Here is a 12,816-nt window from a genome sequence, read left to right on the forward strand (position 1 = left end):
CCTCTCTGCGACAGAAATCCATCCATTGCTCACGGGTATTGAGTTGTCTAAGTACAGGAATGATCACGCTATAAACTCTGAAATTACACTGTTTGTTATACAGGCCAAGAGTAGTAGGCTAAAAATCCACATCTAGTCAGTGTAAACTCCGTCTCTTTGCCCCTAGTGGGATATAAGCGAACTGTTATGATGGGTACAAAACTACAATTGTTTGTTACCTGCGAGTATAACGAAAGCTAAGGATAAGAACCATGAAGTTACTCAACCGTTCAGCATTTGTCGTACTACCACGCGAAGCTTTCGTTAGTTGGACAAATAGTCTTGATGTAGATGCGGATGGCTTACATCAGTCTTTGTCGATAGAAGAGCAGAGACGAGAAGGAACTGTTTACCTTATCGATGAAGTTAGCAATGAGGCCGATTTTACTAAGGCGTTAGAATTGCAATGGTCACATATTTTCCATAATGAGCTTTCTGCATGGGATGAATTAGGTGATTGTTGGCCACATGATATTAATTACGAAACATTTCAATTATGGTTTGATATTTATCCACAGATAATGGCAATAGATCTAAGCACTAAACCGTTAATGATGGCGAACTTAGAAGAAGCGTAGAGCGAAAATAGCTTAAGGATTAAGGTACTAGTATATGGAACAACCAGTGAATGCTTATGGATTGCAGATGCATCCAATGCGAGAAGCACTTTACAGTGAATTACATTCTCGTCCTTTCCAGGTGATTCCCAGCCCTGCACGTATTACGCATTTAGCTGTTATGTGTAATAGCGATCAAAGTGCTGCTCAGTTTGAGCATTTGAAAGAGTTATATGAACATTTTGGAGTGACGCCACCGGAAAACGATGAGCTTTGTTATCACGCTGATTTTGGAAAACTACGTGTTCGCCGTGAAAAACACATGGAGTTTACCGCTTACACTTTTATCAATACTGATATAGAGCAAGGTGGAAATCCATTTGAGGTGACTGGGTTAACGCCTTTACCAGAAGGCTGGTTAGCTAATATACCGGGAACCGTTTTATCTGCATTTCATATCTCGGTAGAGGATTCACGGCAAACCCAAGAGTTAAATCTACCGTTAGTAAAACGTTTTTTTGAAGGCATGCGACTTGTCGGTAGTAGCCCGCAAGATGGTGATGCGAGGGTGTGGACAACTTTCCAGACACACAGTGATAGCTTTGGCCGTTTTTTGATTTATAACAAGCAGATGAGCGATAGCCAGTTAGGTCGATTAATACAGAGATTAATCGAAATAGAAGTCTACCGTCTAATGTGTCTTCTATCGCTACCAACCGCTAGGGAGATCAACCCTACATTGAATGCGATGGATCAGAAGTTAGCCGACATTACGGATCATTTAGCGCATAGTACGGATATTGATGAGCAAGCTTTGTTAGGACGCTTAACTGATATGGCATCCTGGGTTGAAGATTGTCGGGCAAGGGCAACCTTTAGATTCAGTGCGACCTACGCTTATCATGATCTTGTGATAAAACGTTTGGAAGAATTGCGAGAAGATGAAGTATCGGGTCATTTAACTATTACAGAGTTTATGACACGCCGATTGACGCCCGCGGTGAAAACCTGTCGAGCTACAAGTAATAGGCTTGAAGATCTGTCCCGGCGTATCGACCGTGTTGCAGAGATGATGAGGACGCGTGTAGAGCTATCAATACAATCGCAAAACCAAGAGTTATTAGCTTCTATGGATCAGCGATCTAAAGTGCAGTTGATGATGCAGCATACCGTAGAAGGTTTATCCGTTGCAGCGATCAGTTATTACACGATTGGACTCATCAAATACCTTTTAGACGCGTTGTATAATACAGGCGTTGAGCTCAATAAAGATCTGATCATGGGGATTTCTGTCCCTGTTGTTATTGGTATCGTTGCTTTTACAACGCGCAAGATACATAAACACTTTTTGAAATTGGCGATTGATCAAGCAGCCAAAGCAGAAAACGAAAGTAAGGTTTAAAACAATGAGTCTCGAGAATAATATCAGTACCAAGTTAAATGCTGGGTTAGCGGTAGAGCATTTAAATATTGAAAATGAAAGTCATATGCATTCTGGCCCAGCGACCGACTCGCACTTTAAAGTGACATTAGTATCTGAGGACTTTGAAGGGAGAAGGTTAGTTCAACGTCATCAATTAATTTATAAAATTTTGGCTGATGAATTAGCCGGTCCAGTTCATGCGCTCTCTATGCACCTATTTACGCAGAAAGAGTGGCAGGCTAAAGGAGAGACCGTGATGCCTTCCCCTCAGTGTAAAGGAGGCTCTAAAAAGGCTTAGTCACATCTCCGCAGGCGGTTCTAAACCGCCTGTTTCCTCCCTCCCATTTAATTTATCTACCTTCTGCCGGTTTAGCGCTCTATTTTTCTTATAACTGTATATATAACAAACAGTTAGTGAAAGTTAATTGACTCACTATTTGTCCTTATACTTTATATGTTATATATATTATGGTTAGTTAATGTTCTTCTATATTAAGTCGATGTAGTGCGAGGCTATCGTGAAAGAAAATTTACCTATTAACAATACAGAAAGAACCTTTAGTAACGATACACCGTTGATATCCACTACTGACCTTAAAGGTCAAATTACCTTTGTAAATGACGCCTTTCTTGAAATTTCAGGCTTTTCTAATGAAGAGTTGATTGGTAAACCTCATAACGTCGTAAGGCACCCTGATGTCCCTTCTGCGGTTTTTGGCGATATGTGGCAGAAATTGAAAGATAATAAGCCGTGGATAGGAATTGTTAAAAACCGATGTAAAGATGGTTCTTATTATTGGGTAAATGCCTATGTAACTCCGATCGTTGAGAATGGTAGGACCGTGGGCTATCAATCTGTTCGTACTTTGCCAAGTAAAGGCCAAGTTGAGCGTGCGCAAAATGTCTATGATCGTTTGAACCGTGGACGCTCCCGTCTTTCTATACATGATGTTTCTATTCAGGCCCGGGTAACACTACTGGTGCTTTTAGCAGGCTTAGCCCCTGTAATTGCTTACCTCTTATTCAAAGAAAGCCCTGGCGTTATGATAGGGGCTAGTTTAGCTGCTCTTTTGGTTTGCCTAGGCATCTCTTATCAATGGTTAGCCCCGTTGCGTTATTTACGTATGCGCGCGAAAAAGTCTATTGATTCTAAAGTTTTAGAGGAAATGTACGCAAACTCTGTATGCGAAGTAGGTGCGATTTACCTCGGAACAATGATCGATTCAGCTCGAATGCGATCGGCTAATGCACGTGTAAATTATTCCGCTAAGGAACTGAACCAACAGGGCGAATCAACAATTGATATTGCACAGCAAGCTAATCAAGCAATTGAACAGCAAGTGATACAGATTGAAAGTGTCTCAGGGCATATATCGGAACTATCGCATGCGATAGAAAATGTTGCACAAAATGCAAATAAAACGTCAGATGAAACCCAAGTGGCGACGGATATTGCTAACCAAGGTCAGCAAGTTGTTGGTGTAACCATTGATGCCATTAATCACTTGGCAGATGATGTTGAACGTGCGGCTCAACAGATAAACCTTTTAAGCCAAGCTACAGAAGAAATTGCCAGTAAAACATCCGTCATATCTGAAATTGCGGATCAAACTAATCTACTCGCTTTGAATGCTGCAATAGAAGCTGCCCGAGCAGGTGAACAGGGGCGAGGGTTTGCTGTAGTCGCTGATGAAGTTCGCGAGTTAGCAAAACGCACGCAGTTATCGACAAAGGATATTGATAGTACGATTGCGGAGTTAAAAAATGAAGCAACTCAGGCTATGAATATGATGGAGACAAGTCAAAGTGCTGCGCGTGGTTGTGTGGAGAAAGCTCAGGATGCTGGTGAGGCACTGCAGGAGATACGCAATAGCGTCTGCAGTATTTCTGAGATGAGTGCGATGATTGCGGGTGCTTCATCTGAGCAAAACACTGCGTCAGTAGAGCTATCTCAAAGTATTGAAGTTATCCAAGAGGCGGCAAGAGTTGCTCAAGATGCGGCTAAAGCGACAGAACAGTCCTCTGTGAAATTAGCGAATACTTCTAAAACCATTGTGCAAAGTGTAAGTGTTTAGGGGGCGAAGCTTCAATTAAATCTAGCTCTTTTTATCCGCTGAAACTGAGAGTGCGTTAAGAATTAATTGAAGGAAATACTAAAATTCAGTTCAGAGTGAATTGTTGATATCTGTCAATGTATTACCTTTATTAGAGGAGGAGACTAAAGGCATACAGAAACAGAACAAGGTTATGAGGAACGGATATGCCTATTGAACATCACGCACTTATTCAGGAATTTCCAGAGCACCGTGAACGTATTCATCAGTTGAAAATGGACGATGCACGATTTGCCCGTCTTTTTGATGAGTATCATGAAGTAACAAAGCATGTAGAGCACATGGAAGCTGAGATTGAGGCGGTTAGCACACAAACTGAAGAGACTGCTAAATTTAAGCGTTTGAAATTGAAAGATGAGCTTTATGCAATGTTACAGGTTTAAGTAAAAACCTATAAGCGACTTCAATCTTGTAGAATTCGCTTCTTGAAGAAAAACCGCATATTTCTATGCGGTTTTTTTGTGCTTGTGGATAAGTGAATTACATGATGTCAGTTTGAGTTGTTAGGCGCTTCCGAGTTCGTTACGTTCATCATGCGTACAGCCTGAGGTGAGATAATTGTAATAAATTATAGGCTAAGATTGTTGTAACTATTATAACTGCTTAAAAATCATTTTTTATTTAGTAGTTTATGGATATATAGTGTTGATGAAATTAGCAGAAATAAGGTTTTTGGCTACGGATAGGTCACAAGCTTGCTAAATATATAGCTAGAAGGAAAAAAGTATGAATAAGTTGGCAGTAGTTATTGGTTTGGTGTGCTCCCTGACATTAACAGGGTGCGTTAATAGCCTTAGTGGGAATACATACTCACGTAGTGATGCACGTCAAGTTCAGCAAGTTCAGTATGGTGTGGTGCAATCGTCTACGCTGGTAGTTATTGAAGGAACCCAGGGTATTGTAGGTACAGGTGCAGGTGCGATCGTTGGTGGTGTAGCGGGATCCAGCATCGGAGGCGGTAAAGGTAAGGATATAGCGACTGTATTAGGCGCTGTAGCGGGCGGTCTAGCAGGCAAACAGCTTGAAGAAAACTTCACGCGAAGTCAGGGTCAGGAAATTGCAGTGCGACTCGATAATGGCAATGTAATATCTATTGTGCAAGAGGTTGGCGATGGTCCGGTTTTTAATTCAGGAGACCGTGTTCGAGTTTTAAGTGGAAATGGAAATGCACGTGTAACCTACTAAAAAAAGTGCTTAGCGCAGAGTGAGTGTTCTCAGCTGTTCTTCATAAAGGAGGTGTTGAACTATGAAAATTTACATGCTTTGGCTTCACTCTTTTTTTTAGTGCTTTCTAAGTGTCTAGAGATGTAGGGTGCTTTGACGGACCCGGTTTTTGTAGGCGAATTTTTTTGATAAAGGGTTTATATATTTTATAAGCCCTTTTTTCTGTCTAATGGGTAGCGTGTTTATTCTTGCCGTGTGAAATGAAAGTGCAGTCTCGAAAAGAGGAATTTTCTCTTTGTAAGACTTATCTACTTTTGTGTTGTCTAATTTCTTTGCTAGGCTTCTCATTACACTCTGTCTTTCTCTAGGTGTCTTTCTCATATGCCTGAGATAAAGAGCATATGTTCAATATATTTTCGTTAATAGTTTTTGAATGTTTATTTGGTTTTTTTAAAATATATTGCGCACTTTTATTCTCATTTTATTAATAAGGGTATCTGGTTATTTATAAAATTTCTTATTGAATGAATGTTAGTTAATTATTTTTCTGCTTCTTTGTTTTATTACTTAATAAGTGGTTAATGCTTTAAAGTGGTTAGTACTTATTAATTAAGTGGTTACTTTCTTTTCGATATTCTGTTTATTTATGCTGTTTAAAATTTAATTGTGCATTTAAATTCTCATTTCTTTAAATTTATTTTTATTTATTGTAGTCTTCCTTTCCTAGTACTTAAGTAATATAGCTTACAAACTTATTGTTTAGTGCGAACTCATAAATATGGATATTTGTTTTAGGGTGAAAGGGCTATATGTCAGTGATGCTTCAGCTTACTTTGATTGCGTTTAGAGGGCTTGTTCCAGCAGTTTCTTACGTACGTGAGTTTGATCAAGATGAAATACTTATTGGGCGTGCGCCCGATAATGATTTTGTGGTTGATGATCCTGAGAGGTATTGCTCTAGATATCATGCGCGTTGTTATCGCGCGGATAATCAGTTTTTTGTTGAAGATACGAGTACGCCTGGAACTCAGGTAAATGCAGGTCAATTCTTAACGCGGGGTCATCGTCATCGTCTTGTGACGGGAGACCTGCTCCATATTGGTGAGTGTCAGATTCAAGTTGAGTTAATAGATAATGTAGTGCCAGCTCAGCAGATTACAAATGATGCGTTTTCTATTGATGACTTCTTTGCTGATGCTTTAGCAGTAGATAGTAATGATCCTATACCGTCTTCAGTGCCGTTACCCAATATTCCCCATACGGGCTCTTCTGATTTTTACCAGGCGGTTTCGCCATCTGCAGAACAAGGGTTTGATTTTTCTGAATATCAAAATGCTGCTCCTGAGGCTATTCATAATGAAATGCCTAATAACTCAATGCCTTCGGATGCTCATGAATTTGATAATAGAGTTCATGGCATGGAAGGTAGTGATGTTCAAGTTATTGATAGTAAAGAAGAAAACTCGTTAGTTGCTTTGGGTGGTCCTTTAGCTGACCAAAGTGTGGATATCGAGAAGCAGGAGATACTTACTCATGCTGAGCCTCTTAGCGAAGAGGTGGCTGAGTTTATAGATACAGTGAATAAACCTGTCGATGAAGCGCCTATGGCCCCAGTAGGTGAAAAGCCATCTCAGGATATAGACAGTAAAGCGATCAAAGCATTTTTAAAGGGCTTAAATGTTGAGCCAAGTGATTTAGTTGGGCGCAATAAAGAAGAAATTATGTTTTCTGCAGGTCAGATGCTTCATGTCTTGACTCAGGGAACGATGGAAATTCTACAAAGTAGAAACGATGTTAAAAAAGAATTTGGTATGGATGTGACCCGTATCGGGGCACAAATGAATAATCCTCTTAAATTTAGTCAGACCTCTAGTGAGGCTATGGTTAAATTGCTTACCCAAGCTGAAGGCTATATGACTGCGCACGATGCAGTGAGGGAGGGTGTAGTCGATGCTAAAGCTCACCAAGTTGCAGTTATGGCAGGAATGCAGGCTGCAATTGTTTCAATGTTGGAACGTTTCAAACCGGAGGCGTTAGAAGAAAAGCTTTCAGCACGGTTTGTTTTTTCTAAAAAGGGGAAATACTGGGAAACGTATAAGGAATCCTATCAGCAGTTAGTTGTTGAAGCGGAAGATAATTTTCATGCTTTATTTGGTGATGAGTTTTGCCAAGTATACCAAGAGCAGGCTCGTGAAATAGAAGCCAGTTATTCAGAATAATAAACCTAAATTAAAAATAGATTTACTGTAAAGGGACTTTTAAACAGTGAACAACTTCAAGACATTTGCTTATTGCACTTCTTTTGTATTTGCCGGCACATCATTTGCCGTTCAAGCACAGAATTTACCTGATGCTGTAACTCCTCGAATTTTAAATGAGAGTCTTCCGGATCCAATTATTAATTCAAACAAGGATGTTCAACTTTCTATTCCTGCAAAAAAAGATCGCCCTATTGATCTTGAATCTGGCCCTATTATTTCTGTAAGTGCGATTCAGTTGTTTAGTTTACATGGGAATGAAATAAAAAAGCAGGTTACAGATGCTGGTGTAGTCTCCCTATTGGTAAAAGATTTAGAGAATCAAACTGAAGGCTACACGTTAGGAAAGTTGCAAGCTCTGGCTGATAAAGTGACTAACTACTATCGACAGCAAGGGTGGATTTTAGCCTCCGTATTTGTCCCTGCTCAAGAAGTGGAATCAGGTGTCATTGAATTGCATTTACTACCTGGTGTGTTGGATACGGTAGTGGCAACAGGAGAATCTTCGTACTCACAGGAGCAGTTGTCGCGGCCTTTTAATGATGCCTTGAATACTACGCTTGATAAAGATCAAACAGAGGCATCTTTGCTTACTGTTTTGGATTATCCAGGGCTTTCTGTTTCCGGCGTGCTTGAACCCGGTGAAGAGGTTGGAGTAACGCATTTGAATTTGTCGGTGAATAGTGAAGACCGGTTTGCTGGCATCATCTACATGGACAATAAAGGTTCACTTTACTCTGGTGAAGAGCGCTTGGGTGCGGGTCTTATTTTTAATAACCCTCTGGGGCAAATTGATCAGCTGCGTATAGATGGAATGATACAAAATAAACCATCTGCTGAAGATGGAGCATCTGTAGATAACGCGCTTTTTGGGGGGGTAGCTTACACGATCAGGCCTTTCGATCCTGGTTATGAGTTTGGGTTTGAGTATTCTCAAAATCAGTACGATATAGGTAGGGATTTAGCAGCCTTTGGTTTTGAAGGTCGTACTAAACGGACATCTATCAACCTGAAGAAGCAGCTACGTCGTAGTCGAACGTTTAATGATTACATCAAAATTGGGCTGGATCTTAATGATGCGGAAACGATTCGTGCGGGTGAATCTGAATCTAGAGATAAGCTAACTACTTTAGGGCTTGTGTATGGCGCTGATTATACCGATGGAATTATTGGTGGAGGTTTTTCAGCTTTAGCATTTTCTTTACGTCACGGGCTTGAAGATACGTTTGGTAGTTTGAGCAATGGCGACTCTCAGATTAGTCGGTTAGGTAGAGATGGTCTAGCCCCGATGGACTACTCCAAAGTTGAGCTTAATTTATCCCGTTACCAGCGATTTGTGGCAGGTACCTCACTTAAGTTTCGATTAGATATGCAATATTCCGAAGACGTTTTGGTCTCCTTGGAGCAATTTTCTATAGGGGGAGCCGATAGCGTGCGCGCGTATCCGGGATCTGAATATATGGCAGATAAAGGTTTTTTTGCTAGTGCGGAATGGATTACACCTGTGCCATTCATAAAAGATGATGTTGCATTTAAAGGGCGTACTTGGGGGCAGGTTTTGCAACTGTCTGCGTTCTTTGATTATGCAAAAGGCTATAAGAATTCGGCTTTGGCCTCTGAGATCGAGAAGCAAAAGCTTTCGGGTGCAGGTATAGGCGTTCGTTTTGCTCCTTTTGAAAATGTTGAGCTTAATATGTCTGTTGCTAAGGCGATAGGTGATGCACCTAGTAATGGGCGCGAACCTCAAGTTTTCTTGGATTTGATTTACCAATTTTAAGTGTTCTATTGATAGCTTAATACGCTTTGTAGACGCACAGTCTCAAAATTAATGGATTAAGGCGAAAGCCGTAAAAAAATAAAGGCAGCACGGATGCATACTCACTGGTCGAAAACAGCAATATCAACGTTTATAAAATCAGCCATGATGGCTGGGATTAGTAGTTCTATTCTCATCCCAACAAAGGTGATGTCCGCCCCTCAGGGAGGCGTCATTTCTAAAGGGAATGGTAGTATTAAAGTTGATAATAAAACTACAGTTGTAAAACAATCTACGTCTTCGATGGTGGTTGATTGGCAAAGCTTTAATGTTGCAAAAGATGAGTTAGTTCAATTTGAGCATCCATCAGCTAAAGCAGCTACTTTAAACCGTATTCATGATCAAAACCCTTCGCAAATTCTCGGTAGCATTAAAGGTAAAGGTAGCGTTTATCTTATCAATCCTAATGGCATGGTCTTTGGCGAGCATTCAACCGTAAATGTTGGAAGCTTAGTTGCGACGACTAAGTATTTGTCTGATGACGATTTCATGTCAGGTAACATTGATTTACAGGATGTTGATAATGAAGGTCTGATTGTTAATCGTGGGCTTATCACAGCAGCTACAGGTGGAGCGGTTGTCTTGGTTGCTGACAATGTGGTCAACGAAGGAGTTATACAGGCGAAAAAGGGAAGCGTTGTTCTTGCTTCAGGTGAAAGTGCCACGCTCGACTTTGATGGTGATGGCTTACTTAAGTTTAAGCTTCAAGGTGCGACGGAAGAGTCTGCTACTGGATCCGACAACGCAGTTTTAAATGCGGGTGTGATCAAGGCTGAAGATGGAAGTGTATTGCTGACGGCAAAAGCAGCCAGAGATGTATTCTCTAATGTTGTTAATAATACGGGTGTAATCGAAGCGAAAGGTATTGATACGTCCGGAGGGGTAATTCGCTTACTGGGCGAAGGTGGGGATGTTCGAAGTAGTGGTAGTTTAATAGCGACGAGTGATGCTGGGATCGGCGGTAAAGTTGATCTATCCGGTGATCGAACAGCAATAGACTCTGGGGCTTTGATAGATGTATCGGGTGGTGCTGGTGGCGGTTCTATCCGTGTCGGTGGTGGGTATCAGGGCAAGGATCAGGATCTTAAAAACTCGCAACATACATTGGTTGCCTCTTCTGCTGTTTTGAAAGCTGATGCTACAGAGTCTGGTAGTGGTGGACAGGTTATTGTTTGGGCGGATGAGAGTACAAATTATCAAGGTGCTATCAGTGCTACAGGTAAAGGTGCCAACGGCGATGGTGGCTTTGCTGAAGTTTCAGGTAAAGAGATACTGCAGTTCTCTGGTACAGCGGACCTTCGAGGAGAAAACGGTGTCAAAGGCACTTTGCTGTTAGATCCTGAAAATATCGAGATTGTTGAGAATGGCCCTAATAATTCGGTCGATGATCATGATGGGTTCAATGACAACATAGGTGGAACATCCAAAATACGTGCCGCTGATTTGATTCTGGCATTAGATGCTGCTGATGTCGTGTTGCAAGCGACAAATGATATTGATGTCAAGACAGATGTTGATGCATCAGGGAATCTTGGAGATGTGGATGGGACAAATAATCTAACCCTACAAGCCAATAACGATATCAATATTGATGGTGTCATTACCTTAAAAGAGGATGCGGCACTTACTCTGCTATCAGGTAATGAGATTACTCAATCTGAAGCAATTATTGCTTCATCTCTGGTTGTGGATGGCGTAGATGTAACGCTTGATCACGCGAGTAATGATTTTGATACAGTCACGTTGTCAGCGGGCACAAATGATAACGTTAATATCGTGGATGTAGATGAACTCTCAATTTCTGCTTCAAGTGTTATAGGTAATTTGACGGTTACAACTGGAGGGGAGGTCTCTCAAACAGGGGCATTAATTGTTGGTGGTCATACGGATATAGATGCTGCAGGGGATATCACTCTTTCCGAAACAGGCAATGACTTCAACTCTATAGAACTGAATAGTGTTAACGCCTCTATTGTCGATACCGATGAGTTGTCTTTATCTGAGTCAACGCTGACTGGTAACCTAACAGTTACGACGGGTGGCGATCTAACACAATCTGGTGCAGTTAATGTGGCGGGTGCTACGACGTTAACCGCAACGGGTTTTGATATCGACCTACAAAATGCGAGTAACGATTTCAATTCATTGGCATTAAGTGGTGTTGATGCAACGGTCGTTGATACCAGTGGGCTTTCTTTAGATTCCTCTACGCTCACGGGAAATTTGACGGTAACTGCCGGCGGAGATCTCAACCAGGTAGATAATGTTGATGTGGCGGGGACGGCAACGTTAACTGCTACTGGTTTTGATATCGACCTACAAAATGCGAGTAATGATTTCAACTCATTGGCATTAAATGGCGCTAATGCAACAGTCGTCGATATCGACGACCTTTCTTTGGTGGAGTCTGAACTGACAGGTTATCTTACGGTTACGGCAGGTGGTGATTTAACGCAGTCTGGGCAAGTTGAAGTGGGGGGACATGCTTCATTTGATGTCTCTACTAATGATATAGATCTGCAACATTCAGGGAACGACTTTACAACTGTCGATGCGGTAGCGAGTAACCTACACCTTCAAGATAAGAATGATCTTTCTGTGTCCGGTGTAAATGTTAGTGATTTAACATTAAATGCGGGCGGTGTTCTAACTCAGACTGGAGCTTTCGTTGTTACAAATAACGGTGATATTCGAGCGACAGCAGCAGTTTTGACACAAGACAACGATTTTAAAACGCTTGCATTAAATGGAAGTAACGCCGAAGTTAAGGATGTGAGTGGTCTTGAATTAGCAGCTTCTGATCTTGATGGGAATTTAACACTTAATGTTGCCGGCACATTAACGCAAAACGCTGCGATTATTGTTGAGGGAGCCTCTGATATTACAGCTGCTTCTATTCAATTAGCAGATGATAATGATTTTAATGAGTTAGGTCTTATCGCGGGTAATGCGACGGTTACTGATGTGAATGGCTTAGTTTTAAATGAAAGCCATTTAACAGGTGATTTGATACTAACAACGGGTGGTGATCTCACTCAAACTGAAGAGGTTAGTGTCGTTGGTAATACAACACTTATCTCTGTTGGCCAAGATATCACTTTGAGTGATAGCAATAATGATTTTAATACGTTAACAGTAACAGCAGCTTCACTAAGTGTGAGTGATAGCGACGACCTTGTAATGGATGGTTTGTCTGTCGATGATCTAACGCTAACCATCGCAGGAGCACTTACTCAGCTATCGGGTTTTGTTGTCGATAATTTAGCCGATATAACAGCGAATTCAGCATTATTAACCCAGGCAAATGATTTTAACGCGTTATCTATTAATAGTGGTGACGCGACGATTAATGATATTAACGCACTATCACTCTCCACATCAGAGTTGACCGGTGACCTAACAATTACTACCGGCGGTGATCTAACTCAAACCGGTAGCCTAACGG

General features: G+C 41.2%; 9 protein-coding genes. All 9 read left to right on the forward strand.

What is annotated here, in order from left to right; genetic code table 11:
- Positions 1-251 precede the first annotated feature (251 nt).
- Positions 252-617 (forward strand): hypothetical protein, encoded by a 366-nt coding sequence (locus tag B4K11_RS12505; RefSeq protein ID WP_292959407.1) that lies wholly within the window; start codon positions 252-254, stop codon positions 615-617.
- Positions 618-651: 34 nt separating this feature from the next.
- Positions 652-1,998 (forward strand): DUF3422 family protein, encoded by a 1,347-nt coding sequence (locus tag B4K11_RS12510; protein WP_292957487.1) that lies wholly within the window; start codon positions 652-654, stop codon positions 1,996-1,998.
- A 4-nt stretch (positions 1,999-2,002) separates the two neighbouring features.
- Positions 2,003-2,317 (forward strand): BolA family protein, encoded by a 315-nt coding sequence (locus B4K11_RS12515; protein ID WP_292957484.1) that lies wholly within the window; start codon positions 2,003-2,005, stop codon positions 2,315-2,317.
- 220 nt (positions 2,318-2,537) lie between these two features.
- Entirely contained in the window at positions 2,538-4,094 is a 1,557-nt protein-coding gene (locus tag B4K11_RS12520) for a methyl-accepting chemotaxis protein (RefSeq protein ID WP_292957482.1), read from the forward strand.
- 185 nt (positions 4,095-4,279) lie between these two features.
- On the forward strand, positions 4,280-4,516 hold the full coding sequence (locus tag B4K11_RS12525; protein WP_292957479.1) for a YdcH family protein: 237 nt from the start codon (positions 4,280-4,282) through the stop codon (positions 4,514-4,516).
- A 343-nt stretch (positions 4,517-4,859) separates the two neighbouring features.
- On the forward strand, positions 4,860-5,318 hold the full coding sequence (locus tag B4K11_RS12530) for a glycine zipper 2TM domain-containing protein (RefSeq protein WP_292957476.1): 459 nt from the start codon (positions 4,860-4,862) through the stop codon (positions 5,316-5,318).
- Between the two features lie 788 nt (positions 5,319-6,106).
- Complete coding sequence (tagH, locus tag B4K11_RS12535) at positions 6,107-7,516, forward strand: type VI secretion system-associated FHA domain protein TagH (protein WP_292957473.1); 1,410 nt, start codon at positions 6,107-6,109, stop codon at positions 7,514-7,516.
- Between the two features lie 46 nt (positions 7,517-7,562).
- Complete coding sequence (locus B4K11_RS12540) at positions 7,563-9,332, forward strand: ShlB/FhaC/HecB family hemolysin secretion/activation protein (protein WP_292957470.1); 1,770 nt, start codon at positions 7,563-7,565, stop codon at positions 9,330-9,332.
- A gap of 93 nt (positions 9,333-9,425) precedes the next feature.
- Positions 9,426-12,816: filamentous hemagglutinin N-terminal domain-containing protein (locus tag B4K11_RS12545; RefSeq protein WP_292959408.1), on the forward strand; the 3,391-nt coding region annotated here is incomplete at its 3' end.

The sequence above is a fragment of the Neptuniibacter sp. UBA6509 genome (assembly GCA_002435145.1).
Classification (GTDB): domain Bacteria; phylum Pseudomonadota; class Gammaproteobacteria; order Pseudomonadales; family Balneatricaceae; genus Neptuniibacter.

Excerpts from the sequence above, each read along its gene's own strand:
- B4K11_RS12505 (WP_292959407.1), top strand. The coding sequence starts at position 252 with ATGAAGTTACTCAACCGTTCAGCATTTGTCGTACTACCACGCGAAGCT.
- B4K11_RS12510 (WP_292957487.1), top strand. The coding sequence starts at position 652 with ATGGAACAACCAGTGAATGCTTATGGATTGCAGATGCATCCAATGCGA.
- B4K11_RS12515 (WP_292957484.1), top strand. The coding sequence starts at position 2,003 with ATGAGTCTCGAGAATAATATCAGTACCAAGTTAAATGCTGGGTTAGCG.
- B4K11_RS12525 (WP_292957479.1), top strand. The coding sequence starts at position 4,280 with ATGCCTATTGAACATCACGCACTTATTCAGGAATTTCCAGAGCACCGT.
- B4K11_RS12530 (WP_292957476.1), top strand. The coding sequence starts at position 4,860 with ATGAATAAGTTGGCAGTAGTTATTGGTTTGGTGTGCTCCCTGACATTA.
- tagH (WP_292957473.1), top strand. The coding sequence starts at position 6,107 with ATGTCAGTGATGCTTCAGCTTACTTTGATTGCGTTTAGAGGGCTTGTT.